Genomic DNA, 15,995 nt, shown 5'->3' with positions numbered 1-15,995 from the left:
AATATGTCTTTCATCAAATTGACCGCTTCGACCCTGGCAATTGCTGCCGTTTCCGCGACTGCAGCAGCTGCACGTGACAACGTTCAGGTTGCTGGTTCGTCGACTGTTCTGCCTTACGCTTCGATCGTTGCCGAAGCTTTCGGTGCAAACACTGATTTCCCAACACCGGTTGTTGAATCGGGCGGTTCCTCGGCTGGCCTAAAGCGTTTCTGCGAAGGCGTTGGCGAAAACACCATCGACGTTGCAAACGCATCGCGCGCTATCCGCGAAAAAGAAATCGTTGCATGTGCTGAAAACGGTGTGACCGACATCATCGAAGTACGCATCGGTTACGACGGCATCGTATTCGCATCGCAAATCGACGGCCCAGCGTTTGACGCGTTTACTCCATCGGACATCTTCAACGCTCTGGCACCAAAAGTGATGGTAGACGGCGAACTGGTCGACAACCCATACACCCAGTGGTCGGAATTCAACGCTGACCTGCCTGCAGCTGACATCCTGGCATTCATCCCAGGCACCAAGCACGGCACCCGCGAAGTGTTCGAAGAAAAAGTTATCGCAGCTGGCTGTGAAGCAACTGGCGCAATGGAAGCGATGATCGCTGGCGGCATGTCCGAAGACGACGCAGAAGATGCATGTCTGGAAGTTCGCACCGATGGTCGTTCGGTCGACATCGACGGCGACTACACCGAAACTCTGGCTTCGATCGACGCAAACACCAACGCAATCGGCGTGTTCGGTCTGGCATTCTACGAAAACAACACCGACAAGCTGAAAGTCGCGACCATGTCCGGCGTTGTTCCTTCGACTGAATCGATCGCAACTGGCGAATACCCAGTATCGCGCCCACTGTTCTTCTACGTGAAAGCAGCACACATCGGCGTGATCCCAGGCCTGAAAGAATACGCTCAGTTCTTCGTTGCTGACGAACTGGCAGGCCCAGATGGCCCTCTGGCAGCATACGGTCTGGTTTCGGATCCAGAACTGGCAGCGACCCAAGCTGCTGTTGAAGCCGAAGCAACCATGAACTAATAGCCCTCGGGCATACACATCCCGAAGGGGCGGCTGTGACTGCCGCCCCTTTACCATTTCAACGAATTACCCATATGGGGGGCGAATGCCTATTTTGTGGCTCATCTGTGCGGTATTGATCATTGCCGCAATCGGATTTGTAATTGGACGGACCCGCGCGATTTCTAGCGGTCAGGGTGACATCCGAAACCTGCACTCTTTGCCCTCGTACTATGGTTGGAACGTTGCACTAAAATCGATGGTGCCAGCGTTTTTTGTTTTGATTGTTTGGCTGATTGCGCAACCGCTGATCATTAGTTCGGTCGTATCATCGAATTTGCCAGAAACGGCGATCCCAGAGGGGTCCAGCGCTGGCCTAATCATGAGCGAGGTCCAGCGAACATCGAACGGCGTTTCGGCGGCTGTCATATCTGGTGATCTAGATAGCGCTGTTTTGGCGGATTCTGCCGCTGACCTGTCTGCCGTGACCGAGGCGCTGAAAAATGCCGGGCAGATCGTAACAACCGAACTGACCCAGCCGATCTGGGACGCAGCATTGTCCTATCGTTCGATGTCGAATGCCGGCACCACCGCGATGTGGGTTGTCGTGATCGCACTGGCGATTGCTGGTGCGGTTTGGGGCCTTCGTCAAACGAATGCCGATTTCCGCGCGCGCAACACCGTTGAAACCAGCATTCGTTATATGCTGATTGCGGCGGCTTCAATCGCGATCCTAACGACTGTTGGCATTGTTTTGTCGCTGGTCTTTAACACGATCGAATTTTTCCGCCTCTATCCGATCACTCATTTCTTCTTTGGTACCGAATGGGCGCCTAGCTTCTCGGGCCGTGGTGGTTCGTCCGAACTGGGCATTCTACCGCTACTGTGGGGTACGCTGTATATTTCGGTCGTGGCATTGGCTGTGGCTGTGCCGATTGGCCTATTCGCCGCAATCTACCTGTCGGAATACGCATCGAAATCGGTTCGTTCCGTCGCAAAACCATTGCTAGAGGTTCTGGCTGGTATCCCGACCATCGTTTACGGTCTATTTGCACTGCTAACCGTTGGCCCGCTGTTGGTCAGCGTCTTTGGCGAAGGCGGATATCTGGGCGTTGATTGGCAGGGCGGTGGCCGCGCCGTGATGACCGCAGGTATCGTTATGGGCATCATGTTGATCCCGTTCGTGTCGTCTCTGTCTGACGATATCATCAACGCAGTGCCTCAGTCGCTGCGCGATGGATCGTACGGTTTGGGTGCGACCCAATCGGAAACCATTAAACAGGTTGTTTTGCCAGCAGCTTTGCCAGGTATCGTTGGCGCGGTTCTGCTGGCCGCATCGCGCGCCATCGGTGAAACCATGATCGTGGTGCTAGGGGCAGGGGCGGCGGCGCGCCTATCGCTAAACCCGTTCGAAGCGATGACAACCGTGACAGCTAAAATCGTATCCCAGTTGACTGGCGACAGCGACTTTTCTTCGCCCGAAGCCTTGGTTGCATTCGCACTGGGTATGACCCTTTTCATTCTGACGTTGGGCCTGAATATCTTCGCGCTCTACATCGTAAATAAATATCGGGAGCAGTACGACTAATGACCGACGCTACCAATTCGGGGGCACAAGCCCCAAAAACGTCGCTGATCGCACATGACGCCCGTACGAAAAAACGTAATTCGGCTGAAAAACGGTTCCGCGCCTATGGTGTGACCGCCATCGGGATTGGTCTGTTTTTCCTGACGGTGCTGTTCTATTCGATCCTGAAATCGGGTCTGCCTGCGTTCACGACAACTGTTCTGTCGGTCGAATTCACGATGACCCAAGAACAATACGACGAAGCCGAAGGCACCATGCTGAAAACAGCAAAGTACCAAGGTTTCTTTAACGACGGTCTAGCCGCGCAATTGGCCGAAACTGGCGTAGAAGTCGAATACGACGCCAAAACGATTGAACGGATCGCGGGTAAAACCGGCAACCTGATCCGCGCGCATTATCAGGAAAATCCAAACACAATCGGCTCGCCTGTCACATTTGACCTGCCAACATCGTCGCGCGTGAACCGTTACATCAACGGCGAATTCACCAAAGACGAAGTCGAAGACAGCCGTTTCCTAGAGGCAGCTGACCTTGATCTTGTCGACGTCATGCTGGCTTCGGGCACGATCCGTACGGTGTTCGACTGGAACTTTATCACTGGCAAAGATTCTGGCGTGGACAACCCAGGCGGGGCAGGGATCGGCGCATCCGTTATCGGCTCGTTCTTCATGATGCTGGTCGTGTTGGTACTGTCGCTGCCGATTGGTGTTGCGGCGTCCATCTACCTAGAAGAGTTCGCACCGAAAAACCGCTGGACCGACCTGATCGAGGTGAACATCTCGAACCTAGCCGCCGTGCCATCCATCGTGTTCGGTATCTTGGGTCTGGCCGTGTTCATTCAGTTCATGCACCTGCCACAATCGGCGCCGCTGGTTGGTGGTTTGGTCCTGACGCTGATGACATTGCCAACGATTATCATTTCGACCCGCGCATCGCTAAAGGCTGTGCCGCCGTCGATCCGCGACGCGGCATTGGGCATCGGTGCATCGAAAATGCAGGCGGTGTTCCACCACGTGCTGCCATTGGCGATGCCAGGCATTTTGACGGGTACAATCATCGGTCTGGCGCAGGCGCTGGGTGAAACGGCTCCGCTTTTGTTGATCGGTATGGTGGGCTTTGTGGCGCGCGAATATCCTGAAGGCTTTATCCAAGGCTTTGTTGAACCAAACTCGGCTATGCCTGCACAAATCTACACATGGGCGTCCCGCGCGGACGCTGGTTTCTACGAAAAAGCATGGGGCGGTATTATCGTGCTGCTGGCTTTTCTTCTTACGATGAACATCATCGCAATCATCCTGCGCCGCCGCTTTGAGCGCCGCTGGTAATTGAGCAGGAGGACATAAACATGAACGACATGCGACTAATTGATAGAGCGGTGGACATGAAAGACATCAAAATTGCGGCCCGCGATGTACAAGTGTACTACGGTGATAACCATGCGATCAAAGACGTGAACGTTGATATCGCTGACAAAACCGTCACCGCATTCATCGGCCCATCGGGTTGTGGTAAATCGACGTTCCTGCGTTCGCTGAACCGTATGAATGACACGATTGATATCTGCCGCGTCGAAGGCAACATCCTACTGGACGGCGAAGATATCTACGACAAACAGGTCGACCCAGTGCAGCTGCGCGCAAAGGTCGGCATGGTTTTCCAAAAACCAAACCCGTTCCCGAAATCGATCTACGACAACGTGGCTTATGGTCCGCGCATCCACGGTCTGGCCAAAAACAAGGCCGATCTGGACGAGATCGTAGAAAAGGCACTGCGCCGCGGTGCGATCTGGGACGAAGTAAAGGATCGTCTGGATAAACCAGGCACAGGTCTGTCCGGCGGCCAACAACAGCGTTTGTGCATTGCGCGCGCTGTCGCCACCGAACCAGAGGTGCTGTTGATGGACGAACCATGTTCGGCGCTGGACCCGATCGCGACCGCTCAGGTCGAAGAACTGATCGACGAACTGCGCGAAAACTATTCGGTGGTAATCGTGACGCACTCCATGCAGCAGGCCGCACGCGTCAGCCAGAAAACCGCGTTCTTCCACCTAGGGAATTTGGTGGAATACGGCGAAACAGGCCAGATTTTCACAAACCCGGTCGATCCACGCACCGAAAGCTACATCACTGGCCGTATCGGTTAAGGGCAGGGCAGATATTATGACAGATCAACACATTCTTTCCGCATACGACCGCGACCTAGAAGCCATTCAAGCACTGGTCATGAAAATGGGCGGCCTTGTCGAAGCGGCCATTTTGGACGGCGCGCAATCGCTAGAAACCCGCGATGTGGAATTGGCTGACAAAGTCCGCCAAGGCGACAAAGCTATCGACGCCCTAGAGTTACGCATCAACGAAGAAGCCGCGCGCACCATCGCGCTAAGAGCACCTGTTTCCAAAGACTTGCGCACCGTTCTTACGGTTATGAAAATCGCTGGTAGCTTAGAACGTATCGGCGATTACGCGAAAAATATGGCGAAACGTACCCATGTTCTGGCGGAAATGACGCCGATCAACGGCCCAGATGCCGCGCTGCGCCGCATGGCCCGCGAAGTTCAAGGAATGCTGCGCGACGTACTGGATGCTTATGTCCGCCGCGACGCTGAACTGGCTGAACAGGTTCGTATGCACGACCAAGACGTTGACCAAATGTACAACGCGCTGTTCCGTGAATTCCTGACATTCATGATGGAAGATCCGCGTAACATCACGGCCTGTATGCACCTGCATTTCATCGCGAAAAACGTCGAACGTATGGGCGATCTGGTGACCAACATCGCCGAACAAGTGATTTATCAGGTCACTGGCGAAATCCCAGACGAGGCGCGTCCGAAAGGCGATATTACCACATCGGTGTCCAAGGTAGAGTAACATGTCTGGTCAAGCGCATGTCCTGATTGTCGAGGACGAACCAGCCCAACGCGAAGTGTTGTCTTATAACCTAGAGGCCGAAGGCTATCGCGTATCAGCGGCCATGAATGGCGAAGAGGCGTTGCTATTGGTTTCAGAGGAAGCCCCAGACGTCATCGTGTTGGATTGGATGTTACCAAACGTGTCGGGCATCGAGGTTTGCCGCCAAGTCAAAAGCCGCGCCGAGACCCGCGAAATTCCTGTGATCATGCTGTCCGCACGGTCAGAGGAAACCGACAAAGTCCGCGGGTTAGAAATCGGCGCGGATGACTATGTAACCAAGCCGTATTCTGTCAGTGAATTATTGGCGCGCGTTCGTAGTCAGTTGCGCCGAGCGCGTCCAACGATGACGGGTCAGGTCATGACGTTTGACGACATTCAGCTGGACAGCGAAACGCACCGCGTCACGCGCAACGGTGAAATGCTCAAACTCGGGCCTACAGAATTTCGGCTGCTTTCGACATTTATTGAAAAGCCTGGTCGGGTTTGGTCCCGTGATCAGTTACTAGACCGCGTGTGGGGCCGTGACATCTATGTCGACACCAGAACAGTTGACGTCCATGTTGGCCGGCTGCGCAAAGCACTGACCGCGCATGGCGGTTCGGATCCTGTGCGTACGGTGCGAGGGGCCGGTTACGCATTAGGCTAAAGTTGTAGCTCGCTCGTTGTGTAATCAGTATTATGTTAAATATTGCCGCGATAAACCTATTGGTTGATCTCGCCTAAGGTGGTATCAGCTGTGTGACTTAAGATACTGACTACACAGGTGTGTTTTGACTGACTTTCTGGAATACCTTGACGGCTTGGCAAATTCTGCCTCGGTCGAGGAATTGTGGAATTTGCACACAGCCCGAATGGCATCTTATGGCTTTGATCGTCTGATCTTTGGTTACACGCGCTATCGTACCGAACGGTCTTTGGGTGACCCTCAGGATTGGGTTGTCCTAACAAACCAGTCGCCTGAGTATATGAAAGTGTTCATCGACGACGGGATGTATTTCCATGCGCCAATGGTACGTTGGGCTATGGAAAATTCAGGTGCCTGTAGCTGGAGCTGGATCCGCGGCGCGGCCGAACGTGGCGAACTGAATGACAAAGAGCTAGAGGCGCTCGCATTCAATCAAAAAATGGGTGTTACGGCTGGCTATACCATTAGTTTTCATTCGATGAGCGCACGGACGAAAGGTGCGATCGCCCTCACCGCCCCTAGTGGTACGAGCCAGGACGACGTCGATGCTATTTGGGACGAACATGGCCGTGAAATTCACCTAGCTGCGAACGTCGCGTACCTGAAATTGCTTACGTTGCCGAACACCCATGCGCGGCAATTGACCAAACGACAGCGCGAAGTTTTGGAATGGGTTGGTGACGGTAAAACGACGCAAGACATCGCGCAAATTATGGGCCTTACGCCTGCAACTGTTGAAAAACACTTACGTTTAGCGCGCGAATCTTTGGATGTTGATACGACTGCACAGGCAGTCCTGAAAGCGTCGTTTTACAACCAGATGTTTGTTTTGGATTTTTGATCCCGTAGTCAAATAGTCCAAATCCATCAATAATTTCAAATGGTCAGGTATACCTGACTTTTGTTACGTTACGTCAATTGTCATAACTACACTGTTCCGTGAGTGGTGGCCTTAGGCCAGGGACACAAGCGTTTTGGATCCCTAATTATTATTTAGGTTCCCCAAAGCGTGCCGGTTTTCCGGTGGCTGGTTGCGATAGTTTGCTATCAATTCCGGCGTACAGTTATGCGGCGGACATCCCATCCTATTCGCTGTATGACGGTGTTTCTGGGCGCTGTGTCTTATGACCAGCGCCCTTTTTTATTGGGCGATGCGCCCAGAGAAAAAGGCCCGCCAAATGGCGAGCCTTTCGAATGCGATATGATCCAGAAATTACTGGTTCATTGCAGCAACTTCAGCTGCGAAATCGGATTCTTCTTTTTCGATGCCTTCGCCGACTTCCATGCGGATAAAGCCAGTGATTTCAACGCCAGCTTCTTTAGCTGCAGCTTCGACGGTCAGGTCAGGGTTCACAACGAACGCTTGGCCCAGCAGGGTCGATTCAGCGATGAATTTCTTCATGCGGCCTTCGATCATCTTTTCGATGACCTGCTCTGGCTTGCCCGATTCACGTGCGATCTCGATCTGGATCGAACGCTCTTTTTCAACGATTGCTGCGTCTAGGTCAGCTTCGCCCAGTGCAGCTGGGTTTGCTGCTGCAATGTGCATTGCAACCTGTTTGCCGAACGCTTCGTTTTCTGCGGACAGAGCAACCAGAACGCCGATTTTGCCCATGTTGTCAGCGGCAGCGTTGTGGATGTAGGATAGAACCGAAGCGCCTTCGATCGAAGCCATGCGGCGAACCGACATGTTTTCGCCGATGGTTGCAACTGCATCGGTGATGGTTGCTTCTACGGTTTTACCACCCAGATCAGCAGCTTTCAGCGCGTCAACGTCAGCAACGTTCAGCGCAGCGCCTGCGATTTTGGTAACCATTGCTTGGAACTTTTCGTTCTTCGCAACAAAGTCGGTTTCGGAGTTAACTTCGACAGCAACACCTTTGCCGCCTTCGATCGCAACTGCAACCAGACCTTCTGCAGCGGTACGGCCAGCTTTCTTAGCAGCTTTTGCCAGACCTTTGGTGCGCAGCCAGTCTACTGCTGCTTCCATGTCGCCGTTGTTTTCAACCAGAGCTTTTTTAGCATCCATCATGCCAGCGCCAGTCGACTCGCGCAGTTCTTTTACCATTGCTGCGGTGATCGCCATTTCACATCTCCTGGAAATTATAGTGTCCGGCCATGGATGTATTCCATGACCGGTAACAATTGTGCAAAGCCCCTGCTCTTATTGAGCAGCTGCTTCCTCTGCCAGTACTTCTTCTGCCATGTCTTCGACAGCGCCCAGGTCAACACCTGCTTTTGCCAGCTGAGCCGACATGCCGTCCAGAGCTGCGCGAGCAGCCAGATCACAGTACAGAGCAATCGCGCGCGCTGCGTCGTCGTTGCCTGGAACTGGGTAGTCAACGCCGTCTGGCGAAGAGTTGGTGTCGACGATGCCTACAACTGGGATGCCCAGTTTTTTAGCTTCGGCGATTGCCAGATCTTCTTTGTTAACGTCGATTACAACCATCAGGTCAGGAACGCCGCCCATTTCGCGGATGCCGCCCAGCGAAGCTTGCAGTTTTGCTTGCTCACGCTCTGCGTTCAGACGCTCTTTTTTGGTCAGGCCTTCGAAACCACGCTCTGCGGATTCGTCGATTGCCTTCAGACGGTTGATCGACTGCGAAACAGTCTGCCAGTTGGTCAGCGTGCCGCCCAACCAACGGTGGTTCATGTAGTACTGAGCGCATTTCTCTGCAGCGTCAGCGATAGGCTTTTGAGCCTGACGTTTGGTACCTACGAACAGGATACGGCCGCCTTTAGCAACGGTGTCACGGATGACGTTCAGAGCTTGGTCCAGCATTGGAACAGTCTGGGTCAGGTCGAAAATGTGGATGCCGTTACGCGAACCGTAGATGTACTGTTGCATCTTAGGGTTCCAGCGCTGTGTCTGGTGACCAAAGTGTACGCCTGCTTCCAGCAGCTGACGCATGGTGAACTCGGGTAGAGCCATGTCTCTTTCCTTTCCGGTTTAGCCTCAGCGGGGGATCAGACGAATGTCCAACCGGTGGATGCATGGGATGTCTCCCCACGTCACCCGCCCCCGCTTGCGGAGTTGAATGGCGCGCGTTTACCCCGCGCGCCCCAGAAAGGCAAGGCCCGAATTACAATAAGGTGCGTTCAATTACCCACCAAACACCCATCAATCCAATCGCGATGGACGCAGGGATCGCAATAACGCTGCGATACCATGATTTGTGCCCGAACCAGAACCCGACCAACGCATAGGCAATAGCGATGACAAACAGTTGGCCAACCTCAACACCGATATTGAAACCGATCAGCGCGGCAATGAACCCGTCCTCTGGCAGACCGTATTCTTGCAACACGGAGGCAAAGCCCAGACCATGCAGCAGACCAAACGCGAAAATCACAATTGGACGGAATGAATTCAGTCGTCCCTTGGCTGTGATGTTTTCAAACGCGACAAAAGCAATCGATGCAGCGATCAATGGTTCGACGATAGAACCTGGCACGTTAACATAGCCCAAGGCTGCCAACGCTAGCGTAATGGTATGTGCAAGCGTGAATGCAGACACCTGCCACAACAATGGGCGCATCTTCATCGAGAAGAAGAAGAGGCCCAGAACAAATAGGATGTGGTCCATGCCAAGCGGAACGATGTGTTCAAAACCCGTCGGGATGTAGCTCACGAATGTTTGCCACCACGACAATGCGTCGCCGCCAGTCAATGCAATGTCACCAGACGTTTCACCATTGGACAATGTGCCAGTGTAGGGCTCTTCGACGCCATTTTGGCGCAGAACGATCATGCCCAAAGTTTCATCCCACGAAAAGGAAACAGTTTGGGCATCGGAGACGTCACCCGCGTCAAAGCTGAATACGGTCAGACGCGCCAGTTCATCATTGTCAGATGATGGCACATCTACCGAAACAAGGTTCAGTGCACGCGGTTCACCATCGACGCTAACGTCGATTTTCGATTGCACATCCGCCCAGTCAGCAGCAAAGGCCGTCGCTAGTTCATCTGCATCCAAGGCGCGAAAATCGTCGTAGGTCGCCGCCTGCGGCGCATCGTTGGTGTCGGCGTATTCACCTAGGTCAATATCGGCCAAAATGCCTTCGATCGCCATTTCGACATCGAAAACCAAACGATCGTCTTTGATTTCCATATTGGCGATCGCTGGCAAAACTTCGTGTGCATCAGCGTTTTGAAAAAGGCCCGATCCAAAAACAAAGATTGACACAAACCCAATCAGGGCCAGTTTGGTTTGTGTAATAAAGGAACGAACTCTCATGCGCAGTCTACTTTCTATCTTGGCCCTCGTCGCATCGCCCGTTATGGCGCACGAACTGTGGCTTGAACCACTGGACTATATTGTTCCGAACGACGGTAGATTAGTCGCAAACATTGTCAATGGAGAGGCCTTTGATGGTGCAAATTTGGTATACCTACCTAGCCGGATAGCGCGTTTCGAAAATTATTCGGGTACCGAGGTAGCCGCGATTGAAATGCGTGCGGGTGATCGACCAGGACTGGATGTTGAACCCGTTTCAGACGGTTTGAATGTTGTTATTTATCAATCAACTGCCGCGCGTCTGACCTATACCGATCTAGCAAAATTCCAGCGATTTGTGGATCACAAGTCGCTACCAGAACCCACAACCGCACCCTATCCAACCACCCTACCCGATAACGGTATTTTGGAAACGTATTGGCGTTATTCCAAAACATTGGTCGGTGTTGGTGATGCTGTGGGTATTGATCAACCGACCGGTTTGTTGACCGAATTTGTGGCTCTCTCCAATCCCTACTCTGATGACACTGCCGACTTTAAAGCGACGTTACTATATGAGGGCGAACCTCGGGCTCGGGCGCAGGTTGAAGTGTTTGAAAAATCACCCACAGATGAGGTGACAATATTCACCGTCCCCACAACCGACGAAGGTGTCGTAACCATAAACGTGAAAGCAGGGTACGAATATATGCTGGATGCAGTTGTATTACGTGCCCCAGAATTGGACGATGCGGTTGAAATGGGTGCAATGTACGAAACCCATTGGGCAAACCTGACATTTGCCGTTCCGGAATGACTTGCGCATGCCGTCATGTCGCGTCATGACGGGTTTATGATCAAATCTATCGACATTCTATGCATCGGGTCCGTCCTGTGGGACGTTGTCGGTCGGTCTCCTTCGGTTATGCGGCTGGGGTCCGACGTTCCAGGCCGTATCGAAAGGTTGCCGGGCGGTGTTGCGATGAACATTGCGATGACGTTGGCGCGTTTCGGTATGACGCCTGCGTTGCTTACGGCCATAGGCCGTGACCGCGAAGGTGACGAATTGATGATCGAGGCGCAAAATATGGGCCTTGTAACCGACTATGTCTATCGATCCGAGGATCTGCCCACCGATAGCTACATGGCGGTCGAAGGTGCAAATGGCCTGATCGCGGCCATCGCTGACGCTCATTCATTGGAACAGGCCGGCGCTAAAATTATTACTGCTATGGGCGACGGTCGGTTGGGTGACGAAGCGACCCCTTACAACGGGCTGATTGCGCTGGATGGTAATTTGACCGTTGATCTATTGCGCAAAATTTCGTCGTCGCCCCTATTCGCGTCCGCTGATTTACGCGTTGCGCCAGCCAGCCCCGGTAAAGCGGACCGACTGCTGGCCTTGCTGGGGCATCCTGTTGCAACGCTCTATGTCAATTTAGAAGAGGCAAACCTATTAACCCGCCGCGACTGTACCAGTTCGGAACAGGCCGCATTGGCGCTGATTGAACGTGGCGCGAAACGTGTGTTGGTCACAGATGGCGGCAAATCCGCATCCGATGCCACCGCTGACCGCGTTATTACAAAACAACCTCCATCTGTACTGGTCACGCGCGTGACGGGTGCAGGTGATACATTTATGGCCGCGCATATTGCTGCCGAACGCCGCGGCGAAACGCGTGATGACGCGCTGGAAACAGCACTGAACGCCGCAGCGACCTACGTTTCAGGAGAACACCCAAGATGATCCCAATGTCCTTTTCTGCCGAAGTCGCAGAGGCGATGAAAAACGACCAACCTTTGGTCGCGTTGGAAAGCACTATCATTAGCCACGGCATGCCCTATCCGCAAAACGTAGAAACGGCGCGTTTGGTTGAACAAAAGGTCCGCGATAATGGCGCGGTCCCTGCCACCATCGCAATCATCGAAGGCGTGCTGTGCATCGGTTTGGATGACGAACAGTTAGAAATGTTTGGTCAAGCCAAAGGGGTCGCAAAACTTAGCCGTGCAGATATCGCCGCCTGTCTGGCATCTGGCGGTACAGGGGCGACGACCGTTGCCGCGACCATGATCGGTGCCCATCACGCAGGGATCAGCGTTTTCGCAACTGGCGGAATTGGCGGCGTTCATCGCGGTGCCGACCAGACCTTTGATATTTCGGCTGACTTGCCTGAACTGGCACAGACGCCGGTGACGGTTGTAGCCGCGGGCGCCAAAGCCATTTTGGACCTGCCCAAAACATTCGAAGTGCTGGAAACCTATGGCGTGCCTGTCATCGCATTCGGACAGGACGAAGTGCCAGCGTTCTGGTCGCGGTCATCGGGCATCCCTGCCCCATTGCGCATGGATACCGCCGACGAGATCGCAAAATCACACCAGATGCGCGGATTGCTGGATTTGCCAGGTGGTCAATTGGTTGCAAACCCGATTCCCGTCGATGCCGAAATCGCCGCCGAAGAATTGGCACCCGTGATCGAGGCAGCATTGGCCGAAGCAGAAGCCGCAAAGATTGCTGCCAAAGACGTCACCCCGTTCTTGCTGAACGCGATGTACGAAAAAACCGAAGGCCGCAGCCTGACCGCAAATATCGTGCTCGTGCTGAATAATGCGGAATTGGCGGCGAAAATTGCAGCGTCGCTGCACAAGCTGACGTCGAAATCCGACTAAGGTCGATAACATCCATTGTAGGCGCGGATGGTCGCGCCTACATTAAGCCAAACACATTTATTTTGGCTTGATTGTGAATATCCAAACTCCTCCTGAACCGCCCAAACGTCGCTCTGGTCTTATTTCAGGACTGCGCAATAATTTTCTGGCGGGCATTGTTGTTATCGCGCCGATTGGCCTAACGATTTGGCTGATTTGGTCGGTTGTTGGATGGGTTGACGGGTTCGTCTGGCCTTTGGTCCCCGACTATTATCACCCTACCCAAATCGTGAACCGTATTTTGGGCAACGATAGCCCAATGAGCCCCGACTACATTCAGGTCAATGTACGCGGTCTGGGCGTAATCCTATTTTTGGTCGTCACCATCGCGGTTGGGTGGATCGCCAAAGGCATCATTGGCCGCCGTTTTTTGATTTGGGGCGAAAGCCTTGTTGGTCGGATGCCTGTCGTCCGGTCGATCTATAACGGCGCGAAACAACTGGCGGAAACTGTATTCGCACAATCAGAAACCAGTTTCGACGAAGCTTGTTTGATCGAATATCCACGCAAAGGTGTATGGGCCATTGGTTTCATTTCCACCAAAGCCAAAGGCGAAATGGCGGAAAAGGTGCCAGCTGACGGTGACATCATGACGGTCTTTTTGCCGACAACGCCAAACCCAACATCGGGATTTTTGTTGTTCATCCCGCGCAGCGACCTGACGATGCTGGATATGTCGGTTGAAGACGCGGCAAAATTGGTGATTTCGGCGGGCCTGGTTTATCCAAACACCAAAACGCCGAAAGTCGATCCCGAGGCTTTGCCGAAACGCTAATCAAACATTTCGTGCAGATCGACGCTGCCGCGTTTTCCCAAATCTTTTTTGTGGTTCTTTAGAAAACGGTCCATGGAATTGCGGCCCGCCTCTTTTAGCCGCGAAAGGACAACAGGCAGCGCGATCATTTTTGTGGCCAGACCCAATTCGGTCATCAATGCTTCGTCTTCGACCAAATGCACGTTCACGTCTTTCATCGCGCCCTTTTTGATCGAACCATCGGCAATGAGCCGTTTCACAAAACTGATCGCACGCAGTTCGCGCAAAAGCGACGTGTTAAAGCTGATCTCGTTGATCCGGTTTTGAATGGATTGGCCGTCGGTGGGAATTTCTTCGCGGTACAACGGATTGATGTTCACGATCACGATATCGTCTGGCAAATGCTGGGGAAACAGCGGAAACAGCGCAGGGTTACCCGTATAGCCACCATCCCAATAGGCTTCTGTTTTGCCGGTCGCTTGATCATGTATCTCTACGGCTTCGAACAATGTGGGTAGGCAAGCAGAGGCAAGAATGGCTTGCGTTGTGACCTCTTCGTCTTTGAAAACACGTATTTTTCCGGTTCTAACGTTTGTCGCGCAAACGTGTAATTCAGGACCATCGTCAGCACAGATCGCATCCCATTCGAATTCTTTGATGATCCGTTCCAGCGGATTCGAAATCGCTGGCCCAAAATTATAGGGCGACATCATGCGTATGGCGGTTTCCCACCACATATAAACCGGCGAATAGGTTAGCGCGTTCGCATATAATTCGGTCGCGGGCGCAAATGGTTCCATCCATTTATTGACCGTAGGATCCGTAATCGCGCCGACGCGCCGCCAAACCCAATTCAAGTTTTCACGCGCACCTTCGCGGCCGCCGTTTACCAACCCCGCCTTGAACGCCGCCCCGTTTAATGCACCTGCCGACGTCCCTGAAATTGCAGCAACCTCAACATCTTCCTCATCCAATAATCTGTCTAAGGCACCCCAAGTGTAGGCTCCATGAGCACCCCCACCTTGCAGTGCAAGATTGATACGAAACGTCATGTTTTCCCTACTTTCGTAAAAAGTGAAAAAGAGTAAAAATTGAGGGTAATAGTGTAGTCAGTGAATTGTTCCCGAAGGTAAGGCAGGTATGAAAATACCTGCCTTTATCTTTTACAGCGCTGTCCAGCCACCATCGACGCTGATCGTTGTACCTGTGATTTGTTCGGCAGCAGACGAACACAGGAACACAGCCGTACCGCCGATTTGTTCAACGGTCGCGAATTGCTTGGACGGCTGACGTTCCAGAATGACCTTCTCGATCGCTTCTTCTTCGGTCATGTCGTATTTCTTTGCGGTGTCGGGGATCTGTTTTTCCACCAGCGGCGTGTGAACATAGCCCGGACAAATCGCATTGGCTGTAATGTCCTCTTTCGCTGTTTCCAGCGCGACCACTTTGGTCATGCCCACAACACCATGTTTGGCCGTGACGTAGGCGGATTTATAGGGTGACGCGGTCAAACCATGGGCTGATGCGATATTGACGATTCGACCCCAGCCACCTTTGCGCATTAACGGCAGCGCAGCTGCGGTTGTATGAAAGGCAGAATTCATATTGATCGCGATGATCGCATCCCATTTTTCAGTCGGAAATTCATCAATCGGCGCAACATGCTGGATGCCGGCGTTGTTGACCAGGATATCGCATTTGCCTGCTTTTTCTATCAGAGCGCGGCATTGATCCGCTTTGGACATATCAGCCTGAATGTAGCGGACAGTAACGCCAAATTCTTCGGCCATGTCAGACGCCAATTTGTGATCGTCGTCGTTGTCTGTAAATGAATTTAGAACAATATCGGCGCCTGCTTTGGCCAATTCGCGCGCGACGCCCAGCCCGATACCGGAATTTGATCCTGTAATGACGGCTGTTTTACCTGAAAGAGACATGTCTTTCGTCCTCTGTATGTACGAAAACCTGTCTTTGATAATGCTGCGACTGCAAAATAATTCAATGACTCGGCGTAAAAACAGCACAAAGAATCGCCGATTCCGTGACCGATTCCACGCAGTTTTGATGACACCGAAATATGCAGAAAACCCAATAAAAAAACGCCGGCACAAGGCCGGCG

16 protein-coding genes are annotated in these 15,995 nt (G+C 52.9%); 11 read left to right on the top strand and 5 right to left on the bottom strand.

Annotated features, from left to right (window positions below):
* Window positions 1-3 precede the first annotated feature (3 nt).
* From BVC71_RS05030 to BVC71_RS05000, 7 genes are all read left to right on the top strand, one after another.
* A complete protein-coding gene (locus BVC71_RS05030) occupies window positions 4-1,035 on the top strand; it encodes a substrate-binding domain-containing protein (protein WP_086450493.1) in 1,032 nt (343 codons plus the stop codon).
* Between the two features lie 85 nt (window positions 1,036-1,120).
* The gene (gene pstC, locus BVC71_RS05025) at window positions 1,121-2,602 is read left to right on the top strand and encodes a phosphate ABC transporter permease subunit PstC (RefSeq protein ID WP_086450492.1); all 1,482 of its coding nucleotides are present in this window, start codon (window positions 1,121-1,123) and stop codon (window positions 2,600-2,602) included.
* Window positions 2,602-3,927 carry a phosphate ABC transporter permease PstA gene (gene pstA / locus BVC71_RS05020; protein WP_086450491.1) on the top strand — a complete coding sequence of 442 codons (1,326 nt, stop codon included), beginning with the start codon at window positions 2,602-2,604 and terminating at the stop codon, window positions 3,925-3,927. Before pstC ends, pstA begins: the two co-directional genes overlap by 1 nt.
* Window positions 3,928-3,947: 20 nt before the next feature.
* Window positions 3,948-4,745, top strand: coding sequence for a phosphate ABC transporter ATP-binding protein PstB (pstB, locus tag BVC71_RS05015; RefSeq protein WP_086450490.1), 798 nt, complete (start codon window positions 3,948-3,950; stop codon window positions 4,743-4,745).
* A gap of 16 nt (window positions 4,746-4,761) precedes the next feature.
* Window positions 4,762-5,472: a phosphate signaling complex protein PhoU gene (gene phoU, locus BVC71_RS05010; RefSeq protein WP_086450489.1), complete on the top strand. Its 711-nt coding sequence runs from the start codon at window positions 4,762-4,764 to the stop codon at window positions 5,470-5,472.
* 1 nt (window position 5,473) lies between these two features.
* Window positions 5,474-6,160 carry a phosphate regulon transcriptional regulator PhoB gene (gene phoB, locus BVC71_RS05005; protein ID WP_086450488.1) on the top strand — a complete coding sequence of 229 codons (687 nt, stop codon included), beginning with the start codon at window positions 5,474-5,476 and terminating at the stop codon, window positions 6,158-6,160.
* Between the two features lie 124 nt (window positions 6,161-6,284).
* Window positions 6,285-7,040: a LuxR family transcriptional regulator gene (locus BVC71_RS05000; protein ID WP_086450487.1), complete on the top strand. Its 756-nt coding sequence runs from the start codon at window positions 6,285-6,287 to the stop codon at window positions 7,038-7,040.
* 372 nt (window positions 7,041-7,412) lie between these two features.
* Here BVC71_RS05000 and tsf read toward each other — a convergent pair whose 3' ends face one another.
* The 3 genes from tsf to BVC71_RS04985 form a co-directional block, all read right to left on the bottom strand.
* Complete coding sequence (tsf, locus tag BVC71_RS04995; RefSeq protein ID WP_086450486.1) at window positions 7,413-8,285, bottom strand: translation elongation factor Ts; 873 nt, start codon at window positions 8,283-8,285, stop codon at window positions 7,413-7,415.
* A 78-nt stretch (window positions 8,286-8,363) separates the two neighbouring features.
* Window positions 8,364-9,131 (bottom strand): 30S ribosomal protein S2, encoded by a 768-nt coding sequence (rpsB, locus tag BVC71_RS04990; RefSeq protein WP_086450485.1) that lies wholly within the window; start codon window positions 9,129-9,131, stop codon window positions 8,364-8,366.
* A gap of 151 nt (window positions 9,132-9,282) precedes the next feature.
* Window positions 9,283-10,437, bottom strand: a complete 1,155-nt coding sequence (locus tag BVC71_RS04985) for a HupE/UreJ family protein (protein ID WP_086450484.1) — start codon at window positions 10,435-10,437, stop codon at window positions 9,283-9,285.
* Here BVC71_RS04985 and BVC71_RS04980 point away from each other — a divergent pair.
* The 4 genes from BVC71_RS04980 (at window position 10,436) to BVC71_RS04965 (ending at window position 13,897) form a co-directional block, all read left to right on the top strand.
* Entirely contained in the window at window positions 10,436-11,233 is a 798-nt protein-coding gene (locus tag BVC71_RS04980) for a DUF4198 domain-containing protein (RefSeq protein ID WP_086450483.1), read from the top strand. The two genes, BVC71_RS04985 and BVC71_RS04980, sit on opposite strands and share 2 nt — an antisense overlap.
* Before the next feature lie 36 nt (window positions 11,234-11,269).
* A complete protein-coding gene (locus tag BVC71_RS04975) occupies window positions 11,270-12,163 on the top strand; it encodes a PfkB family carbohydrate kinase (RefSeq protein WP_086450694.1) in 894 nt (297 codons plus the stop codon).
* Window positions 12,160-13,083: a pseudouridine-5'-phosphate glycosidase gene (locus tag BVC71_RS04970; protein ID WP_086450482.1), complete on the top strand. Its 924-nt coding sequence runs from the start codon at window positions 12,160-12,162 to the stop codon at window positions 13,081-13,083. The genes BVC71_RS04975 and BVC71_RS04970 overlap by 4 nt, the downstream gene beginning before the upstream one ends.
* A 79-nt stretch (window positions 13,084-13,162) precedes the next feature.
* Window positions 13,163-13,897, top strand: coding sequence for a DUF502 domain-containing protein (locus BVC71_RS04965; protein ID WP_086450693.1), 735 nt, complete (start codon window positions 13,163-13,165; stop codon window positions 13,895-13,897).
* Here BVC71_RS04965 and BVC71_RS04960 read toward each other — a convergent pair.
* The gene (locus tag BVC71_RS04960; RefSeq protein WP_086450481.1) at window positions 13,894-14,928 is read right to left on the bottom strand and encodes a patatin-like phospholipase family protein; all 1,035 of its coding nucleotides are present in this window, start codon (window positions 14,926-14,928) and stop codon (window positions 13,894-13,896) included. The genes BVC71_RS04965 and BVC71_RS04960 overlap by 4 nt on opposite strands.
* Before the next feature lie 111 nt (window positions 14,929-15,039).
* A complete protein-coding gene (locus tag BVC71_RS04955; protein WP_086450480.1) occupies window positions 15,040-15,813 on the bottom strand; it encodes a 3-hydroxybutyrate dehydrogenase in 774 nt (257 codons plus the stop codon).
* Window positions 15,814-15,995: the final 182 nt, after the last annotated feature.

Source organism: Marivivens niveibacter (assembly GCF_002150005.2).
Lineage (GTDB): Bacteria > Pseudomonadota > Alphaproteobacteria > Rhodobacterales > Rhodobacteraceae > Marivivens > Marivivens niveibacter.
The sequence above is the reverse complement of the archived record's forward strand: the minus strand, read 5'-3'. Positions and strand labels throughout refer to the sequence as shown.